The sequence below is a fragment of the Hydrogenophaga sp. genome, assembly GCF_011390835.1.
GTDB lineage: Bacteria > Pseudomonadota > Gammaproteobacteria > Burkholderiales > Burkholderiaceae_C > Hydrogenophaga.
The window spans coordinates 25,268-51,392 of record NZ_JAABRQ010000014.1 but is presented as its reverse complement, the minus strand read 5'-3'; the positions used below and the strand labels follow the sequence as shown (position 1 = coordinate 51,392).

General features: G+C 64.4%; 26 protein-coding genes. 14 read left to right on the top strand and 12 right to left on the bottom strand.

The features are described 5' to 3' along the window. The 7 genes from GPT34_RS10040 to GPT34_RS10010 all read right to left on the bottom strand — a co-directional run bounded on the left by GPT34_RS10040 (position 1) and on the right by GPT34_RS10010 (position 9,290). Positions 1-1,362: a TolC family outer membrane protein gene (locus GPT34_RS10040; protein WP_291011748.1), complete on the bottom strand. Its 1,362-nt coding sequence runs from the start codon at positions 1,360-1,362 to the stop codon at positions 1-3. Positions 1,363-1,393: 31 nt separating this feature from the next. After that, complete coding sequence (locus GPT34_RS10035; RefSeq protein WP_291011745.1) at positions 1,394-1,741, bottom strand: rhodanese-like domain-containing protein; 348 nt, start codon at positions 1,739-1,741, stop codon at positions 1,394-1,396. A gap of 21 nt (positions 1,742-1,762) precedes the next feature. After that, complete coding sequence (locus GPT34_RS10030; protein WP_291011742.1) at positions 1,763-2,467, bottom strand: protein-L-isoaspartate O-methyltransferase; 705 nt, start codon at positions 2,465-2,467, stop codon at positions 1,763-1,765. Between the two features lie 42 nt (positions 2,468-2,509). Further along, the gene (locus GPT34_RS10025) at positions 2,510-5,704 is read right to left on the bottom strand and encodes an efflux RND transporter permease subunit (RefSeq protein ID WP_291011740.1); all 3,195 of its coding nucleotides are present in this window, start codon (positions 5,702-5,704) and stop codon (positions 2,510-2,512) included. Positions 5,705-5,716: 12 nt separating this feature from the next. Continuing rightward, on the bottom strand, positions 5,717-6,898 hold the full coding sequence (locus GPT34_RS10020; protein WP_291011737.1) for an efflux RND transporter periplasmic adaptor subunit: 1,182 nt from the start codon (positions 6,896-6,898) through the stop codon (positions 5,717-5,719). Further along, positions 6,895-7,650, bottom strand: a complete 756-nt coding sequence (locus tag GPT34_RS10015) for a TetR/AcrR family transcriptional regulator (RefSeq protein ID WP_291011735.1) — start codon at positions 7,648-7,650, stop codon at positions 6,895-6,897. The genes GPT34_RS10020 and GPT34_RS10015 overlap by 4 nt, the downstream gene beginning before the upstream one ends. A gap of 155 nt (positions 7,651-7,805) precedes the next feature. Then, complete coding sequence (locus GPT34_RS10010; RefSeq protein ID WP_291011734.1) at positions 7,806-9,290, bottom strand: potassium/proton antiporter; 1,485 nt, start codon at positions 9,288-9,290, stop codon at positions 7,806-7,808. A gap of 281 nt (positions 9,291-9,571) precedes the next feature. Between GPT34_RS10010 and GPT34_RS10005 the strand changes: the two genes are divergently transcribed. From GPT34_RS10005 to GPT34_RS09975, 7 genes are all read left to right on the top strand, one after another. Further along, on the top strand, positions 9,572-10,585 hold the full coding sequence (locus GPT34_RS10005) for a D-cysteine desulfhydrase (RefSeq protein ID WP_291011731.1): 1,014 nt from the start codon (positions 9,572-9,574) through the stop codon (positions 10,583-10,585). A 62-nt stretch (positions 10,586-10,647) separates the two neighbouring features. Continuing rightward, positions 10,648-11,652: a TRAP transporter substrate-binding protein DctP gene (dctP, locus tag GPT34_RS10000; protein ID WP_291011729.1), complete on the top strand. Its 1,005-nt coding sequence runs from the start codon at positions 10,648-10,650 to the stop codon at positions 11,650-11,652. Between the two features lie 6 nt (positions 11,653-11,658). Next, positions 11,659-12,162, top strand: a complete 504-nt coding sequence (locus tag GPT34_RS09995) for a TRAP transporter small permease (RefSeq protein WP_291011727.1) — start codon at positions 11,659-11,661, stop codon at positions 12,160-12,162. 14 nt (positions 12,163-12,176) lie between these two features. Further along, positions 12,177-13,478: a TRAP transporter large permease gene (locus GPT34_RS09990; protein WP_291011725.1), complete on the top strand. Its 1,302-nt coding sequence runs from the start codon at positions 12,177-12,179 to the stop codon at positions 13,476-13,478. Further along, the gene (locus tag GPT34_RS09985) at positions 13,478-14,287 is read left to right on the top strand and encodes an alpha/beta hydrolase (protein ID WP_291011722.1); all 810 of its coding nucleotides are present in this window, start codon (positions 13,478-13,480) and stop codon (positions 14,285-14,287) included. The genes GPT34_RS09990 and GPT34_RS09985 overlap by 1 nt, the downstream gene beginning before the upstream one ends. A gap of 90 nt (positions 14,288-14,377) precedes the next feature. Next, a complete protein-coding gene (locus tag GPT34_RS09980; RefSeq protein WP_291011719.1) occupies positions 14,378-15,304 on the top strand; it encodes a LysR family transcriptional regulator in 927 nt (308 codons plus the stop codon). Positions 15,305-15,565: 261 nt separating this feature from the next. Further along, complete coding sequence (locus tag GPT34_RS09975; RefSeq protein WP_291011716.1) at positions 15,566-16,042, top strand: DM13 domain-containing protein; 477 nt, start codon at positions 15,566-15,568, stop codon at positions 16,040-16,042. A gap of 156 nt (positions 16,043-16,198) precedes the next feature. Here GPT34_RS09975 and GPT34_RS09970 read toward each other — a convergent pair whose 3' ends face one another. Further along, positions 16,199-17,401, bottom strand: coding sequence for an acyl-CoA dehydrogenase (locus GPT34_RS09970; protein ID WP_291011713.1), 1,203 nt, complete (start codon positions 17,399-17,401; stop codon positions 16,199-16,201). Between the two features lie 103 nt (positions 17,402-17,504). Here GPT34_RS09970 and GPT34_RS09965 point away from each other — a divergent pair, with 103 nt between their 5' ends. The 3 genes from GPT34_RS09965 to GPT34_RS09955 are packed head-to-tail and all read left to right on the top strand — an operon-like array spanning position 17,505 to position 19,472. Further along, entirely contained in the window at positions 17,505-18,407 is a 903-nt protein-coding gene (locus tag GPT34_RS09965) for a LysR family transcriptional regulator (protein ID WP_291011710.1), read from the top strand. Between the two features lie 35 nt (positions 18,408-18,442). Further along, a complete protein-coding gene (msrA, locus tag GPT34_RS09960) occupies positions 18,443-18,991 on the top strand; it encodes a peptide-methionine (S)-S-oxide reductase MsrA (RefSeq protein WP_291011707.1) in 549 nt (182 codons plus the stop codon). A 46-nt stretch (positions 18,992-19,037) separates the two neighbouring features. Next, on the top strand, positions 19,038-19,472 hold the full coding sequence (locus tag GPT34_RS09955) for a gamma-glutamylcyclotransferase family protein (protein WP_291011704.1): 435 nt from the start codon (positions 19,038-19,040) through the stop codon (positions 19,470-19,472). 271 nt (positions 19,473-19,743) lie between these two features. Here the strand turns inward: GPT34_RS09955 and GPT34_RS09950 are convergent, their stop codons facing one another. Genes GPT34_RS09950 through aztA form a run of 4 tightly spaced genes read right to left on the bottom strand, consistent with a single transcriptional unit; the run spans position 19,744 to position 23,379 of the window. Next, a complete protein-coding gene (locus GPT34_RS09950; RefSeq protein ID WP_291011866.1) occupies positions 19,744-20,640 on the bottom strand; it encodes an EamA family transporter in 897 nt (298 codons plus the stop codon). Positions 20,641-20,695: 55 nt separating this feature from the next. After that, positions 20,696-21,637 (bottom strand): metal ABC transporter substrate-binding protein, encoded by a 942-nt coding sequence (locus tag GPT34_RS09945; RefSeq protein ID WP_291011701.1) that lies wholly within the window; start codon positions 21,635-21,637, stop codon positions 20,696-20,698. Positions 21,638-21,655: 18 nt separating this feature from the next. Further along, positions 21,656-22,561, bottom strand: coding sequence for a metal ABC transporter permease (locus tag GPT34_RS09940; RefSeq protein WP_291011700.1), 906 nt, complete (start codon positions 22,559-22,561; stop codon positions 21,656-21,658). Further along, positions 22,558-23,379 carry a zinc ABC transporter ATP-binding protein AztA gene (gene aztA / locus GPT34_RS09935; RefSeq protein ID WP_291011699.1) on the bottom strand — a complete coding sequence of 274 codons (822 nt, stop codon included), beginning with the start codon at positions 23,377-23,379 and terminating at the stop codon, positions 22,558-22,560. The genes GPT34_RS09940 and aztA overlap by 4 nt, the downstream gene beginning before the upstream one ends. Before the next feature lie 85 nt (positions 23,380-23,464). On the opposite strand from aztA, the gene GPT34_RS09930 reads away from it, so the two are divergent. From GPT34_RS09930 to GPT34_RS09915, 4 genes are read left to right on the top strand one after another with little or no spacing between them, the layout of a single operon-like run. Beyond that, complete coding sequence (locus GPT34_RS09930) at positions 23,465-23,968, top strand: Fur family transcriptional regulator (RefSeq protein ID WP_291011697.1); 504 nt, start codon at positions 23,465-23,467, stop codon at positions 23,966-23,968. A gap of 5 nt (positions 23,969-23,973) precedes the next feature. After that, entirely contained in the window at positions 23,974-24,633 is a 660-nt protein-coding gene (locus GPT34_RS09925; protein WP_291011694.1) for an ATP-binding cassette domain-containing protein, read from the top strand. Beyond that, a complete protein-coding gene (locus GPT34_RS09920; protein ID WP_291011691.1) occupies positions 24,630-25,841 on the top strand; it encodes an ABC transporter permease in 1,212 nt (403 codons plus the stop codon). Before GPT34_RS09925 ends, GPT34_RS09920 begins: the two co-directional genes overlap by 4 nt. A 20-nt stretch (positions 25,842-25,861) precedes the next feature. Beyond that, positions 25,862-26,089 carry a hypothetical protein gene (locus tag GPT34_RS09915; RefSeq protein ID WP_291011864.1) on the top strand — a complete coding sequence of 76 codons (228 nt, stop codon included), beginning with the start codon at positions 25,862-25,864 and terminating at the stop codon, positions 26,087-26,089. Positions 26,090-26,125 lie beyond the last annotated feature (36 nt).

The following is a 26,125-nucleotide window of genomic DNA, read 5'->3' as shown; positions in this document are numbered from 1 at the left end:
CTAACGTGCCAGCAGCGCATTCACCGGGAGCAAGTCGTCAGCCGTGAGCTGTCCACTCGCCTGCCGCAGCCTCAGCTCACCGATCAGCACGTTGTAGCGTGCCAAGGCCAGATCGCGTTTGGTCTGGAACAGCTGACTCTGGGCGTTGAGCACGTCAATGTTGATTCGCACGCCCACTTGGTAGCCGAGCTTGTTGGCATCGAGAGCGCTCTGGCTGGAGGCCTCCGCAGCTTCAAGGGCTTTGACCTGGCTTTGACCTGAGAGCACGCCGAAATAGGCAGTGCGGGTAGCCTGGGCTACGGCGCGCTTGGCAGCTTCGAGGTCGGCGCGGGCTTTTTCTTCCAGCGACAGGGTTTCCTTGACTCGGTTCTGGATGGCGTAGCCGGCGAACAGCGGCATGTTGAACTGCAGGCCGACGGTGGCGTTGTTGTTGCGGACGTTGCCTGGGATCGTGGTGAAACCTGAAGGCCCGCGAGCGATCTGGTACTGCCCCACCAAGTCCAGTGTGGGCAGGTGTCCCGCTTCGGCTTTCTGGGTTTCGAGCTGCGCGATCTCCAGGCCCTTTTGCGCCTGCAACACATTGGGGCTGAGTATTTCCGACTGGCTGACCCACGCCTGCGGATCAGCGGGTGAGAGCGGTGGCAATTGGACGGGTGCCACCAGAGGCTTGGGGGCAGTGCCGTTCTGGCCAACCAGCTGATCAAGGGCCAGCTTTTTTACGCGAAGATCGTTTTCGGCGGCGATCTCTTGCGCCGTGGTGAGGTCGAAGCGAGCCTGCGCCTCGCGCGAGTCTGTGATGGTGCTCGTGCCGACCTCAAAATTGCGTTTGGCGGCGGCCAGTTGTTCGGACACCGCGGTTTTTTGTGCCTTGACAAAGGTGAGCGTGTCTTCGGCAGCGAGCACGTCGAAATACGCCTGCGTAGTGCGCACGATCAGGTCTTGTTCAGCCGCCTGCAGCTGCACCTTGGCCACTTCCACCGAGCGTTGCCCCTGGTCGTTGATGATCTTGTTGGCCGGGCGGTACAGGGGCTGGCTGGCCGAAAGCGTGACGTTCTGGCTGTTGCTGGTACCGTCGAGCGCAGCCACCGAGCTGTCGCGATTGGTCCAGCTGGCGCCTGCGCCCAGCCCCACCTGCGGCAGCAGGCCGGCGCGGGCCTGTTCGGCGCGGGCCACGCTGGCGTCGAACTGGGAGCGGGCCGACAGGTAGGTGGCGTCGAAGCCGCGCGCTGCTTCGTACAGTTCCACCAGGCTTTGTGCGTGGACCGCGCCGACCCCCAGCGCCAGGCAGATGCCAGCGGTCAGCCGGCTCAGGGCGTGACCGCGTAAACGGGCTTGGCCAATGGATGGGTGGAGGTGTTTCATGGGCTTTCCTTGGAGCGGCTTCTTCAGGGCCTCAATAGCGCGGCACGGTCGTATCGCGTTCGTGCGACCAGGCGTTGATGCCGCCGTGGATGTTGACCACCTGGTCAAACCCCTGGTTCATGAGAAAGTGCACCACCTGCGCGCTGCGTGCGCCGTGATGACACAGGCAGGCGATGGGCTGGTGCCGGTCGAGCTCGAGGTAGCGAGCCGGCACGCTGCGCATGGGCATGGCGAGCAGCTCGAAGCCGTCAGGTTTTACCGAGGCGGTCTGCAGCTCCCAGGGCTCACGCACGTCCAGCACCACTGGTGCTTTGCCGGGTGCGGCCTGGCGGGCCTGTTCAAGCCACTCGTCGAGCTGGGCGGGGTGGATAGATTGCATTGTGGTGCAGGTTGTACAGTGTCAGAAGTGAAAGCGCGACGGCTCGGGGAAGTGGCGCAGCCGCGGCGCCGTGGTGTCCCACGGTTGGGCGGTGGTGAACGAGGCTTCGCCTGTGCGGGTAACGATGGTGGCACGCATCACCGGCTCATGGCCCGTGATGGCGGCGAGTCGGCCGTCGGGCGCGAGCAGCGCCAGCAGGGCAGGGGGGATCTCAGCCACCGAGCCACTGAGCAAAATCACGTCCCACGGTGCTTCATTGGCACAGGCGGCAAAATTCTGCGCCGTGGCATCGGCCACGCGCACGTCAGCGTTGGTAATGCCGGCTCGTTGCAGGTTGGCGCGGGCGGTGCGCGCCAGCGCCTCATCAATCTCCACCGAGACCACACGCTGCGCCATGTGGGCGAGCAGAGCCGCCATGTAGCCGCTGCCGGCACCCACTTCCAGCACCTTGTCGCCCGGCTGAATGTTCAGGTCTTGCAGTAAGCGGGCTTCGACACGAGGCGGCAGCATCACTTGGCCTTCCACGGCGGGCTGGGACAGCGGCAGCTCCATGTCGGCAAACGCCAGGGCGCGGTGCGCGGGCGGCACGAAGTCTTCCCGCCGTACGGTGCCCAGCAGCGTGAGCACCCGGGCATCCAGCACCTCCCAGGGGCGGATTTGCTGCTCGATCATATTGAAGCGCGCCTGCTCGAAGGCGTCGGGCACGACTGGGGTGGGGGATGTCATCTTTAATACTCCAGGGGGTATCTTAAACCAGGTTGACCCATTTTAGCGAGCACCACCCGCCGAACCGCTGACAGCCGGGCTGGGATTTGCCGGGCGGGCGCCGAACAGCCGCCGCAACCAATGGGCCAGGTCGTCCATGTAGCAGTAGACCACCGGCACCACCACCAGCGTCAGCACCGACGAGGTGATCACCCCGCCAATCACCGCCTGGCCCATTGGAGCGCGCTGTTCCGAGCCCTCGGTGATGGCGAAGGCCAGCGGCACCATGCCGAACACCATGGCCAGCGTGGTCATCAGAATGGGTCTCAGCCGTACCCGTGCCGCCAGCAGCAGCGCGCTTTCGCGGTCGAGTGGCGCAGCGCCATCCAGGCCGTTGCGGGCGCGGATCGCAAAGTCCACCAGCAAAATCGCATTCTTGGTCACCAGCCCCATCAGCAGCACGATGCCGATCACCGAGAACATGCTCATGGTCGAACCAAACATCAGCAGCGCCAGGGCCACGCCGATCAGTGTGAGTGGCAGCGCGGTCATGAGCGCGAGTGGCTGCAGGAAGCTCTGGAACTGGCTGGCCAGGATCATGTAGATGAATATCACGGCCAGCGCCAGCGCCGAGAGCGCGTAGCCGAATGACTCGGCCATGTTCTTGGTGGAGCCGCTGAACTCGTAGCGGTAACCGGGCGGGAAGCTCATGGTGTCGAGCGATTGCCGGATGGCTGCCGAGACCTCGCCAGCGGAGCGGCCGAACACGTTGGCGCTGATCGCCACCTCGCGGTTCAGGTTGCGCCGGTTGATCTGGTTCGGCCCGGTGCCTTCACTCACCTCGGCCACCTGGGCGAGGCGAACCACCCGCGCCGAGCCGTCGGGCGCGGCACCCACCACCAGCGGCAGCTGCGCCAGATCGCTGGTGCGCTCGCGCTGATCGGGCGCGAGCCGCACCTTGACATCGTAGCTCTCGCCATCGGCCGCGCGCCAGTTGCCCACTGTCTGCCCCGCTACCAGGGTGCGCAGGTTGCTCGCCACCGCGCCCGGGTTGAGCCCGGCGTCGGACGCGATGTCGCGCCGCAGCCGCACGTCCACCGTGGGCTTGTCGGGCTTGACGCTGGCGTCCAGATCGACCAGCCCCACGATCGGGCGGATGCGCTCCATCACCTGGTTGGTCAGGCGCTCCAATTCGGCCAGGTCGTCACCTTGCAGTGAAAATTCCACCTGCTTGTTGCCACCCACCGCGTCGAGCAGGCCGACATGGGTCACGCTAATGCCAGGGATGCTGCGAAGGCGCTCGCGCAGCTTGGCCGACATCGCGTCCACGCTGAGCGTGCGTTTCTTGCGATCAGTCAGGCGCACATAGATACTGGCGTACATGCTGCCCTGAGCGTTGCCGGTGTTGATGGTGGTCAGCGTGTACTGCACCTCCGGGAACTCGCGCAGCACCTCTTCTACCTGCCGCGCCTTTGCTTCGGTAGCCTGCAGCGACGAGCCCACAGGGGTGTTGAAGCTGATCGAGGTTTCCGAGAAATCGGCCTTGGGCACAAATTCGGTACCCAACAGTGGCACCAAAAACAGGCTGCCGACGAAGGTGGCGAGCGCCAGCAGCAAGGTGATCAGCTTGTGTCTGAGCGACCAGCGTAGCGCGCTCTGGTAAGTGTCGGACAGGTCGTCCTGCACGCGGTCAAACCAGCCGGTGACGCGGCCAATTGTCTTGTCGTACAGGCTGGCCGGTGCGGTGTGTTTTCCCTGCTTTTCAATTTCCGGGTCGTGCCAGATGCTGGAGAGCATCGGGTCGAGCGTGAAGCTGACAAACATGGAGATCAGCACTGCCGCCACCATGGTGATGCCGAACTCGTGGAAGAACTTGCCGATGATGCCACCCATGAAGCCGATGGGCAGGAACACCGCCACGATCGACAGAGTGGTCGCCAGCACCGCCAGACCAATTTCTTGCGTGCCGTCCATCGCCGCCTGGTACGGCGTCTTGCCCATCTGCACATGGCGCACGATGTTTTCGCGCACCACGATGGCGTCATCGATCAGCAAACCCACCGAAAGCGTGAGCGCCATCAGCGTGATCATATTGATGGTGAAGCCAAACAGGTTCATGAAAAAAAACGTGCCCACCAGCGCGATCGGTAGCGTGAGGCCGGTGATCACGGTGGAGCGCCACGAGTTCAGGAACAGAAAAACGATGAGCACGGTGAGCGCCGCACCCTCGATCAGCGTCTGGCGCACGTTGTTCACCGAGACGCGAATGGGGCGCGAGCCGTCAGCGATCGGCTCCAGCTTCACGCCCGGAGGCAGGTCGGCTTTCAACGAGGTGAGGGCAACGTTCAGCCCATCGACCACCGCAATCGTGTTTTCGTCTTGTGCCTTTTGTACCTGCAGCAGCAGCGTGCGCTGGCCGTTGTAGAGCGCGAGGTTCTCCACCTCTTCGGTGCCATCGCTCACCTGCGCCACTTGGTCCAGCCGCACCGGACTGCCGCCGCGGCGCGCCACGATGATGGCGCCGAAGTCTTGCGGGTTCTGCAGGCGGGAGAGCATTTGGACAACGCGCTCACGGTTGGCCGTCTTGAGCGTACCGACCGGCTGGTCCTGGTTTTCGGTGCGCACCGCGTTGGCGATCTGCTCGGCGTTTACGCCCAGTGCTTCCATAGCCCTGGGGTCGAGGTCGATGTTGACCGAACGCCGCGTACCACCCACCAGCGTCACGGAGCCGACGCCGCGCACGTTTTCCAGCCGCTTCTTGAGCGTCTGCTCAGCCCAAGTGGTGAGTTCAGCCGCTGAGGGCGAATTGCCATCGACTTCGGTCGGCAACACAGCCACCGACCATACTGAGCGGCTCGCCGGGTCGAAACGCAAGACCCGCGGCTCGTTAACCTCGTCGCGGAACGCTGGACGCAGGATGGCGACTTTTTCACGTACGTCCTCGGCCGCCTTGCGCCCATCCACGTAAAGCTGGAACTCGATGATCACCACCGAGCGGCCCTCGTAGCTGCGCGAGCTGATCGAGCTCACGCCTGCGATGGCGTTGACCGCTTCCTCCACCTTTTTCGTTACCTCCGACTCGATGATCTCGGGCGAGGCGCCGGGGTACTCGGTGGTGACTACGACTACCGGGAAATCGATATTGGGGAACTGGTCGATCTGCAGCCGCTGATAGGAGAACACGCCCAGCACCATCAGCGCGAGCATGACCATGGTCGCGAAGACCGGGTTGCGCAATGAGATCTGGGTGAACCACATGGCGGGCGGCGCTCAGTTCGCGGGCTTCACAGCCGCCGCGCTCGCGTCGAGCAGGGTGACGGCTGTGCCCTCGCGGATCAAGCCGGCTTGAACCCGCAACACGATGGCACCCACAGGCGCGGCGCTCACGCCGTCGATCACCACCATGGGCTCGCCATCGTGCTGCGCCTGGCGCGTCAGCGGCACCGGCACATGGGCAATGGCGCCATCGCGCAACACCTGGATGTAAGGCTGGGGCTTGTCGTTGCGCACCGAAGACAGCGGCACCGCCGGCGCATTGAGGCTTCCGGTCACGATCGCGCCCTGCACAAACAGGCCCTGGCGCATGCCCGCTGCGGCTCGCACGCGCAGGTAGATCAGCACGCTGCGGCTGCCCGTCTGTACGCTGGGGTTGATGCGCGCCACGGTGGCCTCCACTGGCGTGCTTAGGCCCTCCACCAGCAGGCGTGCTGCCTGCCCGGTCTGCACCCGAGCGGCATCGGCGGGTGCCAGTGCGGCTTCGATCTCGAATACCGAGAGGTCTACTACCTCCAGCACCCGCGCATCCACGCCCACACGCTCACCGTTCTGCACCATTCGCGCCGCGACCTCCCCGGCCAGAGGCGATTTCAGCACCGTGTCGCCGAGCGATTTTCGGGCGATGTCAAGCGCGGCCAGCGCCGCCTGGTGGTTGGCCTGCGCGGCGGCCAGGTTGCCGCTGGCCGTGTCCAGCGCCGTGGCTGAGATGAAGCCTTGTTTGACCAGTGCCTGGTTGTTGTCGAAACCTCGCTGAGCAATTGCCACCTGAGCCTGGGCCGCGGCGGCTTGCTGCTCGGCCTGACGCACCCGCGCCTGCGCTTCAGTGCTGTCGATGCGCGCGACCACCTCGCCTGCGCGCACAGTGTCTCCTTCTCGCTTGTTCAGCCCTTGCAGTTCGCCAGCCACACGCGCCTTGATCATCGCGGTCTGCACCGCGCGCAACGAGCCCGAGAAGGCCACGGTCTGGTCCAGCGCCAGCGACTGTACCGTGATCACGTCCTGCGGCAGCAGCTGAAACACCGGGGCGGTGTGCAAGGCCTGAGCTGCCGCGTTGGCTGCGGCGGCCTGCGCGGCGCGCTTTTGCAGTGCCCGCGCCACGCCCAGGGCGATGCCGAGTACCAGCAGGACGAGCAGCAACCATTTGATCCAGGCGGTGCGGCGTGTCGGGGCGTTCATGGTGTCTTGATCCGAGACTTGGACTTGGGGACGGTGTTCCTAGGGACCTTGGCCGCTGGGGAGGGCGTTGAGCCCGGCGCGAGCATGCCACCGAGCAGCAAATCCAGCTGGCTGTCGATGAAGCTCACTGGCTCGATCTGCTGGTTGGCTGGGCAGCAGGGCGCCAGCGAGTGCTGCCACATCAGCAGGAAAATCATGGGGGCGATCAGGCTGTAGACCGCGTACTCCATGTTCAGGGGCCGGAACTCGCCGCTATCCACGCCGCGCTGCAACACCCGCTTGAGCAGGTCGTGGCCCGGGCCGATCACCTCTTGCTGGTAGAAGGCCGCGATCTGCGGAAACGTGCCAGCCTCGCTCATCACCAGCTTGCTGATGCCTGCGGCCTCAGTCATGCCGATGCGCTCCCACCAGGAGTGCATGCAGTAACGCACCAGGCTGGCGTTGCTGCCGGTGAAATGATTGAGCTCTTCATTCCACTCGGTGAAGCGGCCCGAAATGGTGTGGCGCACCAGCGCCTTGAACAGCTCTTCCTTGCTTGGGAAATAGAGGAACAGAGTACCCTTGGACACGCCAGCTCGCGCCGCTACCTCTTCCACCCGTGTGGCGGCAAAGCCCTTTTCAACGAACAGCGCCAGCGCCGCTGCCAGGAGCTCACCCGGGCGAGCCTCTTTGCGGCGTTCACGTCGCTGCGGCGCCTTCGCCCCGTGTGGGGCGGGCGGGCGCGAGGCAGGCGCAGAACGGGCGTTGGGCATGGCGTAAGCGGATAGGGCCTTTTCGCACGACTTTGCTGTGTGCGAACGAGGTGAAAACAGCGTGAACAGTTTTTAATGACCGATGGGTTATTAATGTAACCTAGGCCCCCAGCTTGCTCTTGCGAAAAATCAAGCGCGCTGGCCTGCGAGTGGACTCACTCCAGCCGGATGCCCACCTGCTGGATGTGCTTGCCGTCCATGCTGCGCACGCTGAGTTCGGCGTGGCCAAGCTGCGCGCTGTCGCCCACCACGGGTGGGCGGTGCAGCGTGAGCGTCAGCCAGTCGCCAACCGGTTGCTCCGGTTCGGGTGGGGTGGGCAGGCCGTAAAATGCGCACAGCTGGCCCACCGGCACCGAGGCATCGAGCACAAAGTCGCCAAACACCGCGCGGGTCAGTGCCTCGTCTTCCGGGTCGGGTAGCACCACGCCCAGGCGGCGCGCGCTCCAGGCGATGGTGGAACCCTGCAGCAGCAACGAAGTCAGCACCACCACAAACGCCACGTTGAAAAAAATCTGCGCTCCCGGCACGCCCGCCATCACCGGAAACACCGCCAGCACAATCGGCACCGCGCCGCGCAGCCCCACCCAGGCAATGAAGGTCATCTCGCGTCGGTCAAAACGCAGCGGCGCAAGGCAGAGCCAGACGGAAATCGGTCGCGCCACCAGCATCAGCACCAGCGACACCCCCAGCGCCGGCCAGATGGTGCGCAACAAATCGGTCGGCGTCACCAGCAGGCCCAGCAACAGGAACATGCTCGCCTGCATCAGCCAGGCGTAGCCGTCCATGGCCGACAGCGACGATCGCACCAGCCGCCGCGCGCGATTGCCGGTGATCACGCCCATGGCGTACACCGCGAGAAAACCCGAGCCGCCCAGCCAGGTGGTGCCCGCAAACACCGTGAGCCCGGCCGACACCACCAGCAGTGCGCGAATGCCGCCACCGCCGTCCTCACCCCGTCCCAGGCGCTTGAGCAGCCCGGCCAGAGCAAAGCCGCTTGCCACGCCCAGCGCCGCACCCCAGCCGAATTGCAGCAGCAGGCTGCGCACCACCTGAGCCGCATCCAGCCCGGCGCCCGCTGCTGGTGCGGTCGTGGCCACCAGCGCCACGCCGATGAAAGTCAGCGTGAGGTAAACCGCCATGGGATCGTTCATGCCCGACTCGATTTCCAGCGTCGCTGCCACCCGTTCGTTGAGCTTCACGCCCGAGGACTTGAGCAGCGAAAACACGGCCGCCGCGTCGGTCGAGCCCACGATGGCGCCCAGCAGAAGTGCCAGCGGCCAGCTCAGGTCCAGCAGCCACCAGGCCGCTGCACCCGTGATGCCTGCGCTCACCAGCACGCCCAGCGTGGCCAGCAGCAGCGAGGGCTTGAGCCCGGTTCGAAAGGTGGTGAAGTCGGTGCGCAGCCCGCCGTCCAGCAGGATCACCGCCAGCGCCACGTTGCCCACCACAAAGCTGAGCCGGAAATCATCAAAGACCAGCCCGCCCGGCCCATCCACTCCGGCAAGCGTGCCGGCCACCAGAAACACCAGTAGAAATGAAAACCCTGCCCGCGCAGAGAACACCCCAGCCAGCACGCTCACGAAAACCAGCGCTGCGGCGATCAGCAGCGGCAAGGTGAGGAAGTCGAGCGAGAGGGCCATGAGGTCACGCTATCAGAAAGCGCGAACGAGCCTGTGGTCTTGAGTTAGCCCGGTTTCAGGGCGGGCATTCACACGTTCAGCAGACTTTTCAGGTTGTGAGAGCGCATGCACTGGTTCGGTGCCGTGTTCGCGGTTCTTGTGGGCATGGAAGCTGCTTGATAACAAAGTCAATGTCTTCCTCAGTATGCAGAAAACGAAAAATACATCGTGGCAAACCCGCTGGACACCGAGGTTATTTCAGGTCATCGTGCAGGCAATCAAGCAAAAAATCGAAGTCTTTCATGGATCTGTCTCTCTTTCCCCGAATTCAGCTGGGGCACTTTCCGACGCCGCTGGAGCCCATGGCGAACCTCACGGCTGTGCTGGGCGGGCCTCGGCTGTGGGTCAAGCGCGATGACTGCACGGGGTTGTCCAGCGGGGGCAACAAGACACGCAAGCTGGAGTACCTGATGGCCGAGGCCATCGCGGCGCGCGCCGACGTGGTGATCACGCAAGGGGCGACCCAGTCCAATCACGCGCGCCAGACGGCAGCGGCGGCGGCCAAGCTGGGCATGAAGTGCCACATCCTGCTGGAAGACCGCACCGGCAGCACCGACCCGGACTACACGGACAACGGCAACGTATTGCTCAACCGCCTGCACGGCGCCACGGTGGAGCGGCGAGCGGGCGGCACCAACATGCAGCAGGAAATGGAGCAGCTGGCCGAGCGCCTGAAGGCCGACGGTGCGCGTCCTTACGTGATTCCTGGTGGTGGCTCCAACCCGGTGGGCGCGCTGGGCTACGTGAGCGCCGCCGCAGAGCTGGTCAGCCAGGCTGCCACGCTGGGTTTGAGGATCGATCACCTGGTGCACGCGACCGGCAGTGCCGGTACGCAGGCGGGCCTGGTGGCTGGCTTGCATGGCCTCAACAGCGACATCAAATTGCTGGGCATTGGCACGCGAGCGCCCAAAGAGAAACAGGAGACCATGGTCTACGACCTGGCCTGCCGCACGGCCGAGCACCTGCGCATGCGCGCGCCCGTTGCACGCGAGTCGGTGGTGGCCAATTGCGACTACGTGGGCGCTGGCTATGGCATACCCACACCGGGCATGCAGGAGGCGGTGGAGCTGTTGGCGCGCACGGAAGGTTTGCTGCTGGATCCGGTTTACTCCGGCAAGGGCATGGCAGGCCTGATTGATTTGATTCGCAAGGGTCACTTCAAAACCACGGACAACGTGGTCTTCCTGCACACCGGTGGCTCGGTGGCGTTGTTTGGGTATGCAGAGGCGTTTGGCCTCAAGGGTCCTCAGGGTTGATTTGGTGCGCCGGGAGAAGGCGCTTTCAATGGTTCATGGTTCATTCAACAGGAGAAATCACGATGTTCAAGAAAAACGCTCGCACGCTGCTGCGCCTCACCTCACTCGCTCTGGCTGCTTCAGCCGTACTGGCTTCCGCCGCCCATGCGCAGACCACCACCCTGCGTTTGTCGACCTATGTCAACGAGGTCGACATCCGGTACCAGGGCTTCAAGAAATTCGCCGATCTGGTGAACACCAAAACGGCTGGCAGAGTGAAGGTGGAAATCTTTCCATCTTCTACCTTGCACGGCTGGAGTGAAGGTGTCGACGCAATGCTTGGCGGTGTCTCCGACATCAGCTGGGTGTCGGCCGACAAGCGCTTGCCTTGCTACCGCGTCACGTCGCTCTATCCGATCGCGATCGACATGAAAAAGCAGATTCCGCTGGACGCGGCCTATGCCAATCTGATCGCTGGTGAGGCAGGCAAAGCGGGCCTGGTGCCCTTGATCAACTCCAACTATTCCTATGACCAGGAGTGGTGGTTCAAGGACGCAAAGACCGACCTGGGCAAACTCGACGGCAAGTTGGTGCGTTCCATCGGTCCGCTGGTGTCCATGATGATCGAAACCTGGGGCGGCAAGCCGGTCTTCATCGCACCCAAAGAGGTGTTCCAGTCCGCCGAGCGGGGTGTGGTGGATGGCATCAACATGGGCGTGGCCACCTACAGTGCCTGGAAGCTCTGGGGCGTGATGCCGCACATGGTCAAGTCCAACCTGTTCTACGGCAACATCCAGTACATGATCAACAAAAAGAAGTTTGAATCGCTGTCGCCGGCTGATCAGAAAGCGCTTCAAGCCGCAGCGGCGGAGTCCGAAGTCTGGCTTAAGCCCGAGTACGAGCGCTGGGTCGACGAAAGCATGGCCGATGCCGTCAAGCAAGGCGGTACCGTGACCCCCATCAGTGCGGACAAGCGCAAGGCCTTGATTGCCAGCGTGGCGGGCAAATGGACGGCTGAGGTGGACGCTGGCTGCGGCCCTGAACTCGCGGGCAAAGTGCGCACGCTGTTCAACCAGAACGCGCTCTGATCCACCATGCTGGCGGCCATCCAACGCGGCACAGAAAGGCTGGCTGTCTGGCTGGCCGCTCTGGGTGCGCTGATCATTCTGGTGCAGACGGTGTGGATTTCATACGGCGTGTTCGTGCGCTACGTGCTGGGCCGCCCCGACGGCACCGTGACCGAAGCCACGGCCATGCTGCTGTTTCCCGCCGCGTTCCTCGGCCTGGCGTTTGCGCTCAGAGAAAACGCCTACCCCAAGGTTTCATTCCTGCTGGATGCCTTGGGGCCTCGCGCTCGCCGCGCACTGGAGGCGTTGAACCTGCTGCTGATGGTCGTTGTCGGGGTGTTTTTCTCCATCGCCAGCGTCGAAGCGACCTTTCGCGCCTTTGAGTCAGGCTCGGCGTCCGAGATCCTGCTGTGGCCTCGGTACCTTTTTTGGGCGCCGGGCGCATTGGCCCTGCTGGTCTTCACTTTCTACGCCGCCGTGCGCCTGGCATCGGTGATGTCTAGCCCCGTCGAAGCGCCTTCAAAAACGTAAGCAGGAGTCGATCCATGGAGTGGTATCACGTCGGGTTGGGCCTGTTGTCGCTACTGGTGCTGTTCATCGGTATCGGGCTGCCGATCCCGTTTGCATTGGCCTTGGCCGCGATGCCATTTTTGCTGCACATCCAGGGCTGGTCCACTGCCCTGGTTAGCACGGAGCTGAAGTTGTGGGGAGTGTGGATCGACTACATCCTGCTGGCGGTACCGCTGTTTGTTTTTCTGGGCGAACTCATCGGGCGTTCCAACATCGGGCCCAACCTGTACCAGTTCATGCACAAGGGTGTGCGGGTGCGCGGCTCTGCCGCTTACGGCAGCATCGCCGCTTGCGCCGGTTTTGGTGCGGTGTGTGGCTCTTCCATGGTGGGCTCGCTCACCATTGGTGGCGTGGCACTGCCCGAGATGACCAAGCTGGGCTACAACAAACGACTGTCCAGCGGCGTGCTGGCAGCCGGTGGCACGCTCAGCGTGCTGATTCCACCCAGCCTGATCTTGCTGTTTTACGGCATCGTCACCGACCAGTCGATTGGTGAGCTGTTCATTGCCGGTGTGATTCCCGGCCTGGTGCTGGTGAGTCTGTTTGCATTGGTGGTCTACATCTGGGGGCGCTTGTACCCCAGCCACATCCCCGATGCTGAAGAGTCGGCGCGCGCCAGTGTGCGCGACCTGCTGCTGGCCATTGGCCCCATTTTTGCCATTGGCCTGGTCATCACGCTGTCCATCTACACTGGCATCGCTACACCCACCGAAGCCGCTGCCGTGGCCGCCTTGTTGACCATCGTGCTGGCTTTCACCGTGGGTGGGCTCAGTTTCAACGGGTTCAAGGAAGCGCTGTATGCCACCATGCGCACCATGGGCTACCTGGGTCTGCTGCTCTCGGCGGGTGTGCTGTTCGGGTTTGTGCTCACCTACTACCGCGTGCCACAGCAGTTCACCGAGCTGTTCATGTCCTACCAGTTGAGCCCATATGCGGTGCTAGCCATCGTGGTGGCGTTTTACGTGGTGCTGGGCATGTTCCTGGAGCCGGTATCGATGACCTTCATCACCTTGCCCACGATCTACCCCTTGATGCACGCGGCTGGCTTTGATCTGGTCTGGTTTGGCATTGTGTTCACCATCACCATGGAGATCGCGGTACTCACGCCACCGGTGGGGCTGAACCTCTATGTCATACAGGGTATCAGTCGAGGAACGATTCCCATTGGTGATGTGATCATTGGATGCCTTCCGTTCCTGGCTTGCATGGTGGTCTTGATTGCGCTGATCATCGCCGTGCCTGATGTAGCACTGTGGTTGCCCTCGGTCATGAAATGATGACTGCTCCCACCGCGCCTGACATCCTTCACGTTGAGCGCGCCGGCAGCGGTGAAACGCTGGTCTTGGTGCATGGTTACCTGGGTGGATCCAGCCAGTGGGCCGCCGAAATCCAGGCCTTAAGCCCGCACCTGGACGTGGTCGCCATGGACTTGCCCGGTTTTGGCAAGAGCCGTCACCTGACATCGCCCGACCAGATCACGGGCTATGCGCAAGCGGTGCTGGCCTGTCTGGATCGGCTGGGCGTGCAGTGCTTCCACCTGCTGGGGCATTCGATGGGCGGCATGATCGTGCAAGAGGTCGTTCGCCTCGCGCCGGAGCGCGTCAATCGCCTGGTGCTGTACGGCACCGGGCCCCTGGGCCTGTTGCCAGGGCGTTTCGAAACCATGGCGCGCTCACGCGAGCGCCTGGCGCAAGACGGGGTCGATACCACGGCACGGCGCATCAGCGCCACTTGGTTGCTGCACCGCGAGGCCTCGCCCATGGCCCAGGCGCTCGGGGATCTGGCGGCGCAAGCCAGTGAGCAGGCCGCTGAGGCCGGACTTTGGGCGATGGAGCGCTGGGATGGCCGGGCTCACCTGCCTCATATCACCCAGCCCACGCTCATCGTCTGGGGGGACCAGGACCGCAGCTACCAGTGGGCCCAGGTCGAGACCCTGTGGCGCCAGATTAAAGGCGCATCGTTGGCTGTGCTGCCTTACTGCTCCCATGCGCTTCACCTCGAGTATCCGAAGCTCTTTCACGCCGTGGTGCTGGATTTCTTGTTGGGCCCCAGCAACCAGCCGATGTCGCCCCGCACCGCGAGCTGAGTTTTCTTGCGCGCTGATGGGGCTGGTGCCCCCGCGCCACCCCACTGCCGCATAGACTGGGGCATCCCAATACGATGGACCGGAACGCCCATGGAACTCAAGTGGCTGGACGACTACCTGGCCTTGATCGAGACAGGCACCTTTTCCGCCGCGGCTGAAAAGCGCCACGTGTCACAGCCTGCCTTCTCCCGCCGAATTCAGCTGCTGGAGGAGTGGTTGGGCGTTGCGTTGATCGACCGCTCGCGCAAACCGCTTCGTTTCACCCCTTTGGCCAGCCAGCATGAAGCGGCTTTTCGCAGTCTGGCCACGCACATCTACGAATTCCAAGCCGCGCTCAAATCGGACGCCACGAACAGCCCAGGCCTGGTTCTGGCCGCACAGCACAGTCTGGCAGCCGCCTATCTGCCGACGTTTCTGGAGGAGCTGCGCGCACTCATGCCCGAGCAGCGGTTTCGGATTCGATCGGAGAATCGCGATGAAGGCGTGGGCTTGCTGGTGCGCGGTCACGCAGACATTCTGTTGACCTACGAGAGCCCGCAAACCCTCAGCGGCGTGCCGCCCCAGTTGGCCACATCTTGCGCCCTGGGTGAGGATGCGCTGGTGCTGGTGGCCAGCGCCAAGCTATGCGCGTCGGCCGACTTCTTGCAGGCCGGTCGTCCGCTGCCCCTGCTGTGTTTCCCGCCCGAGAGCTTTTTTGGACAGGCGGTGCGCATTCGAGCCCTGCCCGAACTCATGCGTGACCGCCTGGTGGCCGTGCAGTACGTCAGCGAGTTCAGCCTGGGTTTGCGCGAAATGGCGCTGATCCATCAGGGGGCCGCATGGCTTCCAAGGGCCTTGATCGCTCAGGATTTGACCGCAGGCACCTTGTGTGAGCTCAGCTCGGTAGGGCGCCCTGTGCCCTTGACCATCGTGGCCTATTTCGCCAGCCGCGGCGGCAAAGCTCTGCAAGAGCTGCTGAGCCAGTTCACGGCCGCGCGAGGGATGGACCCAGCTGCGCCTGGCTCCACCACGGCTTGACCCTTCGCCGTAGGGCGAATGAGATACGCCCGCTTGAGGCCGATTGAGGCACGTGCTCACCACTCGCTGTGTCCTGGGATTCCGCAAGTCATTTGCTGAGCGCCCGAGCTCTGCCGGGTTTCCATTCTCCGTGCGCTCGCCTAGGATGACCGCAGGGCCCCTGTGTTGTCCGACAGGGCTCGGATAGCTGGTGATCCAAGTATTTCGTGGTGTCCACCGCAGGCGGCAGGGCCTCACACACCGTTATCGGAGAGGCTTCCCTTGAAGACGAAAAATTTCATCCTGCTGCTGGCATCCCACGGCATCGTCGGTGCACTCGGTTTTGCGGGTGGCATCTATGCGCTGCCCATCCTCATCGCGCCAGACGCGCCCTCTGAGGCCCAGGTGTCAGCCGCGGCGGCCTCGGCCTCCTACACCGGGGAGTTCCGGCGGGATCTCCAGGACAGCGATGCCTTGCACTGGGGCGAAGGAAAAGTATCCGTGGGCGCGGGTTCGATTTCTCACATGGGGAAACTGGCGCCCGGACCAGACTACAAGCTTTATCTGTCGCCTGAGTTTGTTGAGACAGAACGCGATTTCAACCGCTTGAAATCCCGGATGGCACTGGTGGGTGACGTCAAGACGTTCAACAACTTCCTGGTGTCAGTGCCGCCCGGCGTAGACCCCTCAAGGTACACGAGCGTCATCGTGTGGTGCGAGACCTTCGGTGAATTCATCACATCAGCCCAGTACAAGTAGTTGACGTCCTGTCTCCCTGAGACCCATGGTGCTTTGCTTGTGTGGAGATCCACTGGCTCTCAGCCAGATTTGGACTGGCCAGAGGGACAACGACCACACCTGCGTCGCAGGTGAGTTCGGCACGAAGGCTTGGCTGACGCGGGCGCGATTGCTGTGTCAGTTTGAAAATGCTGCAATGCCCGTGATCGCGCGACCCAGGATCAGCGCATGCACATCGTGCGTGCCTTCGTAGGTGTTCACCACCTCCAGGTTCACTAGGTGGCGGGCCACGCCGAACTCGTCGCTGATGCCGTTGCCACCCATCATGTCGCGCGCCATCCTTGCGACGTCCAGCGCCTTGCCGCAGCTGTTGCGCTTCAAGATGCTGGTGATTTCCACCGAGGCTGTGCCTTCGTCTTTCATGCGGCCCAGGCGCAGGCAGCCCTGCAGGCCGAGGCTGATCTCGGTCAGCATGTCGGCTAGCTTTTTCTGGATCAGCTGGTTGGCGGCGAGCGGGCGGCCGAACTGCTGGCGGTCCATCACATACTGGCGGGCGCGGAAGTAGCAGTCTTCGGCGGCGCCGAGCGCGCCCCAGGCGATGCCGTAGCGCGCGCTGTTGAGGCAGGTGAACGGGCCTTTCAGGCCGCGCACCTCGGGGAAGGCGTCTTCTTCAGGGCAGAACACTCCGTCCATCACGATCTCGCCGGTGATGCTGGCGCGCAGGCCCACCTTGCTGTGAATGGCCGGGGCGCTCAGGCCCTTGGCACCCTTGTTCAAGATGAAGCCACGAATGGCACCTTCGTCGTCCTTGGCCCAGACCACAAACACATCCGCAATCGGGCTGTTCGTGATCCACATTTTGCTGCCGCTGAGTGAGTAGCCGCCGGCCACTTTCTTGGCACGGGTCACCATGCTGGCCGGGTCGGAGCCGTGGTTGGGCTCGGTCAGGCCGAAGCAGCCGATCCACTCGCCAGTGGCGAGCTTGGGCAGGTATTTCTGCTTCTGCGCTTCGGTGCCGAACTCATTGATGGGCACCATCACCAGCGAACTCTGCACGCTCATCATGCTGCGGTAGCCCGAATCCACCCGCTCCACTTCGCGCGCCACCAGGCCGTAGCAGACGTAGTTTAGGCCGGCGCCTCCGTACTGCTCGGGGATGGTGGCGCCGAGCAGGCCGAGCTCGCCCATCTCGCGAAAGACGGCGGCGTCGGTCTTTTCGTGGCGAAACGCCTCGGTCACGCGCGGCAGCAGCTTTTCCTGGCAGTAGGCGTGGGCAGCGTCCATCACCTGGCGCTCGTCGTCGCTGAGCTGGGCGGCGAGGTGAAACGGGTCTTCCCAGCTGAAGCGGGCTTTGGCGGTGGCCTTGACGGGGGAAAGCATGGTGGGTGTCTCCGGTTGGGGTTTTCTGTGGGAAACATTGTCGCCCTCAGCTGCATACTTGTCTAATATTGATCCTGTATTCAGCCATACAGAAAGCGTATTCATGGAGTTCCGGCACCTGCGCTGTTTCCTGGTGCTCACCGAAGAGCTGCACTTCGGCCGGGCGGCGTCGCGCATGGGTCTGACCCAGCCACCGCTCTCGCTCAACATCCAGCAGCTGGAAGCGTCGGTGGGCGCGCAGCTGTTCGCCCGCAACAGCCGGGGTGTGGCGCTCACCGCGGCAGGCCAGGCCTTTTTGCCGCAGGCGCGGGCGCTGCTGGAGCAGGCTGCCCACGCTGCGCGCGAGGCGCGCGACGTGGCCGAGGGCGTGAGCGGCAGCCTGCAAGTGGGCTTTGCAGGCACAGTGCTCTACCGCGGCCTGCCGCAGATGCTGCAAGCCTTTGCCGTGGCCCACCCGCGGCTGCGCCTAGTGCTGCGCGAAATGAGTTCGAGCGACCAGCTGATCGACCTGCTGCACGACCGGCTGGACCTGGGTTTTGTGCACACCACGCGCGTGCCGCCGGGGTTTGACCAGATTCTGGTGTCGAGCCAGCCGTTTGTGGCCTGCCTGCCGGCGGCCCACCCGCTGGCGCCCAAGCGGCGGCTGTCGCTCAAGGCCTTGGCCGGCGAGCCCTTTGCCATGGTGGCGCGCGCTGTCTCGCCTGATTACCACGACCGCATTTTGGGCCTGTGCGCCGGGGCGGGTTATGCGCCCGAGCTGCGCTACGAACTGAGGCACTGGCTGAGCGTGGTCTCGGTGGTGTCGCAAGGACTGGGCGTGGGCCTGGTACCGGCCGCGCTGCAGTCGGCTGGCGTGCCGGGCGCCGTATTTGTGCCGCTGGACACCGCCACGCCTCCGTACGAAACCCACTGCCTGTGGCGCACCGCCCGCAGCGAAAGCGCGCAGCAGACACCGGCGCTGGGGGCATTGCTGCAGGTGGTGCGCGCAGCGGCGCATCCGGCATAAAGTGGTCCTATCGACACATGAACCAGGAGCTCAACATGACCCCATCCACCGAAACCACCCAGACCCTCGTGCTCGGAGGTGGCTGTTTCTGGTGCACTGAGGCGGTGTACGTCAACGTCAAAGGCGTGACCGACGTGGAGTCGGGCTACAGCAACGGCCAGGAAACTGCGCCCACCTACGAGCAGGTCTGCACCGGGCGCACCGGCTGCAACGAGGTGGTCAAGCTCACCTACAACCCGGCCCAGATCAGCACGCGCGAGATCCTGGAGATTTTCTTCGTGATCCACGACCCGACCACCTTGAACCGCCAGGGCAACGACGTGGGTACGCAGTACCGCAGCGGCATCTACTTCAACACGCCCGAGCAGCAGCACACCGCGCAGGCGCTGATCGACGAGCTCAACAACGAAAACCTGTTTGGCAAACCGGTGGTGACTGAACTGTTGCCGCTGGCGCACTACTTCCCGGCCGAGGCATATCACCAGGACTTTTTCGAACGCAACCCGCACCAGGGCTACTGCATGGCCGTGGCGGCGCCCAAGGTGACGAAGTTTCGCAAGACGTTTGCGCGCCTGGCGAAGTAGACAGCGCGGGTATCTTGCGATCTTTCTCATGCACCGTTGACACGTCATGCCATCCTTGATCTTTGTCTACGGAACCCTCAAAGAGGGTTTTCCCAACTTCGCCTTCAACCTGGGCAAGCGCATGCCGGGCACCTACCGGACGCGGCAGCCTTTTCCGTTTTACGTGGTGCAGTTGCCGGTGGAAGACCGCGCCCCCTGGCTCATGAACAACCCAGGGCAGGGCGTGCCCGTGTTGGGGCAGGTGTTCGAGGTGGACGACGCCACGCTTCAGGCCATGGACACCTTCGAAGAGGTCGGCTTGCCGACCGGGTATGCGCGGGTTGAGCTGGAGCTGGAGCCGGCGAGCCATGAGGGCGACGTGCTGCGTGCCCATGCTTACATGAAAGAGCAGCACCAACTCGTCGAATGTCTGCTGATTGAAGGCCCGTTTGCCGACTACACCGCCGAGCTTGCAGTGGGCTACCGGCTGGAGATTCCATGAGGAAGGTCTGCAAGACCTCCGCCATGCGCGTTCGGGTCCCAAACGGGATGGCTGGCGTGCCTGCTTGGCGCGTCGTGTGTCGGGTGGCACACGCAAGCCATCTGGTGCGTCAGACGCCCATTTGGAGCCGAACCCTAGCGTGCCGTGGTTTTGCGGGCGCCTCGCTTCGTTGCGAATTCGGGTGAGCCGTCTAGGCTCACCCTGGAATTCGCGCCTCGCGCCTCATCCTGCAAAAGCCATGCCGCGCACCCGCAGGTTTTGCAGAGCTTCCTTAACCCTTCACGACGGCCTTCACCGGTCGCGGCTGGGTGAGTTTGGGCCACAGCACAATTACCGCCAGCCCGGCCAGCACCAGCGCCGCCGCCTGCAGCTTCCAGGGTTGCAGCGCTTCGCCCAGCGCCAAAGCAGAGGCGCTCATGCCGAACACGGGTACCAGCAGCGCCATGGGCGTGACCTGCGCGGCGCTGTGGCGAGACAGCAGCCAGTTCCACACGCCGTAGCCAAACAACGTATTGCCCACCGCCTGCCAGACCACCGTGGCCCAGACCGCAGGGCTGGTTTGCTGCAACACGCCCAGCATGACCGTCGGCGCGCCCTCGAGCCACCAGGACAGCGCGAACAGCGGCGGCACCGCGAAGGCGCTGCTCCACACCACGAAATGCAGCATGTTGACGCGCCCCACCGATTTGGCCACTAGGTTGGCGCAAGCCCAGGAAAACGCGGCCGCCAGCACGATGAGCACGCCGACGCCGGTGACGGCCGCGTTGAGATGGCTGGCGATCACGCCCAGCCCGCCCACGGCCAGCAGCAGGCCCATCACCTGGTACACACGAAGAGACTCGCGCCAGATCAGCAGCGCCAGGCCAATGGTGAAAAACACCTGCATCTGGATCACGAGCGAGGCCATGCCGGGAGAAATGCTGCTGCGCATGGCCAGGAACAGCAGCGCAAACTGACCCACTCCCAGCAGCATGCCAAAGGCTATCAGCCGACTCCAGCACACGGCCGGGCGCGGCATGAACAGCATCCACGGCAGGGCCGAGAGGGCAAAGCGCAGGGTGGCGAGCAGAAAGGGCGGCAACTCGTCCAGGCCCCAGCGGATCACCACAAAGTTGGTGCCCCAGACCAACACCACCGCCAACGCCAGCAACACATGGGTGAACGGCAACAGGGACTCCAAGAGCACAACGGGCGCCCAGTGTAGGCGCACGGGTGCCCCCCTGTCAGCGACGGGTGGCGGTGATGGCCCGGGTAAGCGCCTGGGTGTTGAACCTCATCATGGCCAGGTAGGAGGGCGCGGGTCCCTGGGCGCCCGACAGTGAATCGGAAAACAGCGCGCCGGCGGGTCTGATGCCCGTCTCGCGGCCGATCTGCTCAATCAGGCGCGTGTCGGAAATGCTCTCGACGAACAGCGCCTTGATCTGTTCCTTCTTGATCTGGCGCACCAGTTGCGCCACACCCTTGGCCGAAGCTTCGCTCTCGGTACTCACCCCCTGGGGGGCAAGGAACTTCACGCCGTAGGCGTTCGCGTAGTAGCCAAAGGCGTCGTGCGAGGTGATCACCTTGCGCTGCAGCGCGGGGATGTTGGCCCAGGCGGCCCGGATGTCGGTGTCCAGCGCCTTGAGTTCGGTGGCGTAGGTCGCAGCGTTGCGCTGGTAACTGTCGCAGCCAGCGGCATCGGCCTCACACAGCCCCTTGGCGATGTTGCCCACGTAGGTCATTGCGTTGGTCACGCTTTGCCAGGCGTGCGGGTCGGTCTCTTCATGGTGATGACCACCCTTGTGGTCATGCGAATCCTCTTCGGCCTTGATCGGCTTGATGCCTTGGCTGACCACCACATGCCCACCCTTGTAGGCGGAGGTGTCGAGCAGGCGGCTCATCCAGCCTTCGAAGCCCAGGCCGTTGGAGAACACGATCTGAGCCTGGCCGACCAGCCTGGCCTGGGCCGGTGTGGGCTGGAACACGTGGGCATCGCTGCCGGGTCCGACCAGGACATCGACCGTTACGCGTTCACCGCCGACCTGTTTGACCAGGTCACCGAGGATGCTGAAGCTGGCCACGGCCTTGACCGGCGCAGCGGTTTGGGCGTGAATTGCCGGGCTGAGGGCGGCGAAGGCAAAGCCGACGAGAGACAGCGCGCTGGCGCGACGGGAGAGGGCGGTCATGGCATTTCCTTTGGGACTTCAGGCTTGCAGGTGGGAAGAGGCGGGGCGACGGTGGCGCAACGCGCCTTGTGGGGCGAAGACCATTGAGAGGAGGTAGGACACGCCGAGCGTGAGCACGATCGTCGGGCTGGTGGGCAGGTCCACGTGGTAAGACAGCAGCAGGCCGGTGAGGCAGGCGGCCAGGGCGAGCGCGGTGGCCAGGAATACCAACGGGCCGAGGCGGCGAACCCAGAAACGCGCTGTGGCGGCGGGCAGCACCATGATGCCCACCGCCATGAGCGTGCCCAGCGCGTGAAAGCCGGCCACCAGGTTGATCACCAAAAGGCCGAGAAAGCCGTAATGCGCCACCGGGCTCCAGCGGCTGACCTGGCGCAGAAAGCCCGGGTCCAGGCATTCGAGCATCAGCGGCCGGCGGAGCAGGACGAGCGACACCAGCGTGACGGCGCTGATGCCACCGAGCAGCCCCAGCGCCGCATCGTCTAGCGCGAGCACGGTGCCGAACAGCACGTGCAGCAGGTCTACGCTGTTGCCTCGGACCGAAACGATGAGCACGCCCAGGGCCAGCGAGAGCAGATAGAAGGCGGCCAGGCTAGTGTCTTCACGCAACACCGTGTTGCGCGACACCAGGCCCGAGCCCACGGCAACCGCAAGACCGGCCACGATGCCGCCGATGGTCATGGCGGTGAGCGAAAGCCCAGCTGCCAGGTAGCCGATGGCCGCACCCGGCAGGATGGCGTGGGCCATGGCATCACCCATCAGGCTCATGCGGCGCAGCATCAGGAACACGCCCACTGGTGCTGCGCTCAGTGAGAGCGCCACGCAGCCCAGCAGCGCATTGCGCATGAAGCCGAATTCGACCAGCGGGCCGAACAGCGGATTGGCGAGCAGCCAAGGCATGAACGGGGAAATGGCTAGCTCGCTCATGGGTGCGCCTCACCGATCGCGTAGGTATGTGCCTGCAAGTGGGGGTGTATGTCCGGCGAGGTGTGGCATGGCGGCGCGTGGTCGTCAAACGGTTCGCGCATGTGCTGGGCACGTGCCCAGTTGGCCTCGGTCAAGACCTCTGCGGTTGGCCCGAACGCAACCAGCTCTCGCGCCAGCAACAGGGTGAGCGGAAAGTGCGCGCGGACCTGGGCCAGATCATGCAGCACGACGATCACCGTCTTGCCCTGAGCCTGCCACCGGTGCAGCAAAGCCAGCAGCTCTGCGCTGGTGCGGTTGTCCACGGCGGCAAATGGCTCGTCCAGCAGCACCAGAGGCGCGTCTTGCAGGATCAGTCTGGCAAACAGGGCGCGCTGCAGCTGGCCGCCCGAGAGCGTGTCCAGCCCCCGCGACTCAAAGCCGGTGAGACCGACCGCAGCGAGCGCTTTTTCGCACAGGCTTCGGTGTTCGGCGGTGAAGCGGCCGAGCGCGCCCATGCGGTGCCAGAGGCCCATGCACACCATGCGGCGGACATCGATCGGAAAACTCGGGTCCAGTCCACTTTGCTGGGGTAGCCAGGCGATGCGCTGTCCGCTCAGGCCACTCAGGTGGCCACTCAAAGGGCGCAGTTCACCCGCCAGCGCCTTAATGAGCGTGGATTTGCCCGCGCCATTGGGGCCGACCAGGGCAACCAGCGAACCCGGCTCGATGCGCAGGCTGAGGTGGTGCACAGCCGGATGGCGCTCATAGCCCAGCGTCAGATCGTGCATTTCGATCGCTGTTCGGCCGCCTGTCGGCCGTGGCGCTGGTGGGATTTTCATGACCTGGGCTGATTTACACTCTTGCAACTGAATTGCGTTAGCCTCGATACTAACGCAGCTGTGTTGCGATAATGAAAGTATGGCCATGTCCACTCGATCACCCAGGGAGTCGGTACCGGTACCTGCCGAGCTGCAGGCTCGGCTGGAGCGAGCCGGCTTGCGTCGCACGCTCGCCACCCGGGCTGCGCTTGGGCTGTTCCTTAACCATCCGCAAGGCATGCTCACCCATGCTCAGGCGCTGAGCGCGTTGCAAGTACGGGGGCTGGACATCAACCGCGTGACGCTGTACCGCTTGCTGGATCGGCTGGCCGCCTGCGGGGCGTTGCAACGCCATGCCGACGATGACGCGCGCACCTGGCGCTACAGCCTCGCCGATCTGGACGACGGGCTGGCGCCGCGCTTCGAATGCGATGCCTGCCACCGCCAGTTCCGCGTGGCCGAGGGCAGCGCCCCGACCCAGGCGGCAGCCACCGACCTGCTGCGCACCCTGGCCCAACTGGGGCATCAGGGCGTGCGCGTGGATGTGGCGATTCACGGCACCTGTGCCGGCTGCCTGCCGGCGCGCGGCGCCTCCAAAAGCCAGGGGTAGTCGCGATGATCGAGACCCGGGAACTTGAGCATGGTTACGAACTGGCTGCGACCTTGCGCTTTGCCGACGTGTCCGTGCCTCAGGGGGGCGTGCTGCTGCTGCGCGGCCCTTCGGGCAGCGGCAAGTCGACTTGGCTGGCGCTGGCCGCTGGTCTGCTCACGCCCAGCGCCGGCAAGTTGCTGGTGGCAGGTCAGGCGGTGGCGGCGCTGAAAGGCGGACAGCGCGACCGCTGGCGCGCCCACTGCATCGGTTTTCTGCCGCAGAAACTGCTGCTGAGCGAGGCGCTCAGCGTGGCCGACAACCTGGGTCTGGTGTTTTTTGCCGCGGGTCAGGCGGTGGACCGCGCGGCCATCGTGGCCACTTTGGACGCCCTGGGTGTGGCGGCGCTGGCCGATCGCAAGCCGGCGCAACTCTCGGTGGGCCAGGCACAGCGCGTGGCGCTGGCGCGGGCGTTGCTGAACCAGCCCCGGGTGCTGCTCGTCGACGAGCCGACAGCCAGCCTGGACGATGCCGCCTGCGACGCAGCGCTGGCTCTGTTGCAACAAGGCGCGGCACAGACCGGCGCCACGCTGGTGATCGCTACCCACGATGTGCGCGTGGTGGGTGCCCTGCCCGAGGCGCAGACGTTGGCGCTGGGCCGTCCGCAGACGGAGCTGGCGGCATGAGCCTGCTTGGCCTGTCCTGGCGCTACCTGTGGTCGCGCCCGCTGACCACGCTGCTCAACCTGTTGCTGCTCAGCCTGGGGCTGGCTTCAATGGCGTTTGTGTTGATCGCCAAAGACCAGATTGACCGCGCGTTCGAGCGCGACCTGCAAGGCATTGACGCGGTGGTGGGCGCCAAGGGCAGCCCGCTGCAGCTGATCCTGGCCGGCGTGCTGCACATCGATGTGCCGCCCGGCAACATTCCGCTGGCCGAGGCGGACCGGTTGCGCCAGCACCCGCAGGTGGCGCAGGTGATCCCGCTCAGCCTGGGCGACAACCTGCAAGGCTTTCGCATCGTCGGCACCACGCCCGACTACGTCGCTCACTACGGCGCCGAGCTGGCGCAGGGTGCGCTCTGGAGCGCACCCATGCAGGCGGTGCTGGGCGCGCAGGTCGCGCGCAGCCTGGGGCTGGTGCCGGGCCAAGCGTTTGAGGGCGCGCACGGGCTGGGCATGGGCGGCACGGTGCACGAAGAAGCCCGCTACACCGTGAGCGGCGTACTCGCGCCATGCGGCTGCGTGCTGGACCGCCTGGCGCTTACCGCCATCGAGTCGGTCTGGCATGTGCACGACGAAATGCACGGCAGCGCCGACATGGACGATGCCGACCGCGCCGCCCTGACCGCCGAGCGCGAAATCACCATGGCGCTGGTGCGCTACAACACGCCGATGGCGGCGCTGAGCTTTCCGCGATTTGTGAACGAGAGCACCACGCTGCAGGCCGCAGCCCCCGCGCTGGAGATTACCCGCTTGCTGAGCATGGTAGGCGTAGGTACGAGGTTGCTGAACGGGCTAGGCGGGGTGTTGCTGGGCGTGGCGGCGCTTTCGGTGTTCATCGCACTGTGGAGCGCGGTACGCGAGCGCCGGAGCGATCTGGCCATGTTGCGCATGCTGGGCACGTCGCCAATCAAGGTGGGCGCGCTGCTGATGGCCGAATCACTCTGGCTCGCCGCCATGGGCTGTGTGCTGGGCCTGCTGGCCGCACACGGGCTGGGGGCCGCCATGGGTGCGATGTTGATGGCCGAGCAGTCGCTGGCCATTTCTGGCTGGCAGTGGGTTCCCGCCGAAGGGTGGGTGCCGGTGCTGGCCCTGGGGGTGGCGGTCGTGGCGGCGCTGGTGCCGGCCATCAGTGCTTATCGGGTCGATGTGACCCAGTTGTTGAACGTGAGGTGAATCGAATGAAAAAGTCTTTGATGTGGTTCGTAGGCGTTGCTTGTCTGTCGACGGTGGCGCTGGCCCAGCATGCCGACAAGCAAATCCAGGAAGACATCATCCGCCACCGCGCCATGGCCGCTGCCCACGAGGCCGCGGCCAAGTGTCTGGAGGCGGGCAAGGGCGAAAGAGTGTGTGTGGCGGAACTTCAGGCCGCTTGCAAAGGTCTGGCGATCGGAAAATACTGTGGCATGAAACACCAGCACTGAACGGGTGCGGTGTAGGGTTCCCACCTTCAGGCGCAA

What these genes read in the sequence shown, in the direction of transcription:
- GPT34_RS10040 (WP_291011748.1), bottom strand. Translation starts at nt 1,362, where the DNA reads ATGAAACACCTCCACCCATCCATTGGCCAAGCCCGTTTACGCGGTCAC.
- GPT34_RS10035 (WP_291011745.1), bottom strand. Translation starts at nt 1,741, where the DNA reads ATGCAATCTATCCACCCCGCCCAGCTCGACGAGTGGCTTGAACAGGCC.
- GPT34_RS10030 (WP_291011742.1), bottom strand. Translation starts at nt 2,467, where the DNA reads ATGACATCCCCCACCCCAGTCGTGCCCGACGCCTTCGAGCAGGCGCGC.
- GPT34_RS10025 (WP_291011740.1), bottom strand. Translation starts at nt 5,704, where the DNA reads ATGTGGTTCACCCAGATCTCATTGCGCAACCCGGTCTTCGCGACCATG.
- GPT34_RS10020 (WP_291011737.1), bottom strand. Translation starts at nt 6,898, where the DNA reads ATGAACGCCCCGACACGCCGCACCGCCTGGATCAAATGGTTGCTGCTC.
- GPT34_RS10015 (WP_291011735.1), bottom strand. Translation starts at nt 7,650, where the DNA reads ATGCCCAACGCCCGTTCTGCGCCTGCCTCGCGCCCGCCCGCCCCACAC.
- GPT34_RS10010 (WP_291011734.1), bottom strand. Translation starts at nt 9,290, where the DNA reads ATGGCCCTCTCGCTCGACTTCCTCACCTTGCCGCTGCTGATCGCCGCA.
- GPT34_RS10005 (WP_291011731.1), top strand. Translation starts at nt 9,572, where the DNA reads ATGGATCTGTCTCTCTTTCCCCGAATTCAGCTGGGGCACTTTCCGACG.
- dctP (WP_291011729.1), top strand. Translation starts at nt 10,648, where the DNA reads ATGTTCAAGAAAAACGCTCGCACGCTGCTGCGCCTCACCTCACTCGCT.
- GPT34_RS09995 (WP_291011727.1), top strand. Translation starts at nt 11,659, where the DNA reads ATGCTGGCGGCCATCCAACGCGGCACAGAAAGGCTGGCTGTCTGGCTG.
- GPT34_RS09990 (WP_291011725.1), top strand. Translation starts at nt 12,177, where the DNA reads ATGGAGTGGTATCACGTCGGGTTGGGCCTGTTGTCGCTACTGGTGCTG.
- GPT34_RS09985 (WP_291011722.1), top strand. Translation starts at nt 13,478, where the DNA reads ATGACTGCTCCCACCGCGCCTGACATCCTTCACGTTGAGCGCGCCGGC.
- GPT34_RS09980 (WP_291011719.1), top strand. Translation starts at nt 14,378, where the DNA reads ATGGAACTCAAGTGGCTGGACGACTACCTGGCCTTGATCGAGACAGGC.
- GPT34_RS09970 (WP_291011713.1), bottom strand. Translation starts at nt 17,401, where the DNA reads ATGCTTTCCCCCGTCAAGGCCACCGCCAAAGCCCGCTTCAGCTGGGAA.
- GPT34_RS09965 (WP_291011710.1), top strand. Translation starts at nt 17,505, where the DNA reads ATGGAGTTCCGGCACCTGCGCTGTTTCCTGGTGCTCACCGAAGAGCTG.
- msrA (WP_291011707.1), top strand. Translation starts at nt 18,443, where the DNA reads ATGACCCCATCCACCGAAACCACCCAGACCCTCGTGCTCGGAGGTGGC.
- GPT34_RS09955 (WP_291011704.1), top strand. Translation starts at nt 19,038, where the DNA reads ATGCCATCCTTGATCTTTGTCTACGGAACCCTCAAAGAGGGTTTTCCC.
- GPT34_RS09945 (WP_291011701.1), bottom strand. Translation starts at nt 21,637, where the DNA reads ATGACCGCCCTCTCCCGTCGCGCCAGCGCGCTGTCTCTCGTCGGCTTT.
- GPT34_RS09940 (WP_291011700.1), bottom strand. Translation starts at nt 22,561, where the DNA reads ATGAGCGAGCTAGCCATTTCCCCGTTCATGCCTTGGCTGCTCGCCAAT.
- aztA (WP_291011699.1), bottom strand. Translation starts at nt 23,379, where the DNA reads ATGAAAATCCCACCAGCGCCACGGCCGACAGGCGGCCGAACAGCGATC.
- GPT34_RS09930 (WP_291011697.1), top strand. Translation starts at nt 23,465, where the DNA reads ATGTCCACTCGATCACCCAGGGAGTCGGTACCGGTACCTGCCGAGCTG.
- GPT34_RS09925 (WP_291011694.1), top strand. Translation starts at nt 23,974, where the DNA reads ATGATCGAGACCCGGGAACTTGAGCATGGTTACGAACTGGCTGCGACC.
- GPT34_RS09920 (WP_291011691.1), top strand. Translation starts at nt 24,630, where the DNA reads ATGAGCCTGCTTGGCCTGTCCTGGCGCTACCTGTGGTCGCGCCCGCTG.
- GPT34_RS09915 (WP_291011864.1), top strand. Translation starts at nt 25,862, where the DNA reads ATGTGGTTCGTAGGCGTTGCTTGTCTGTCGACGGTGGCGCTGGCCCAG.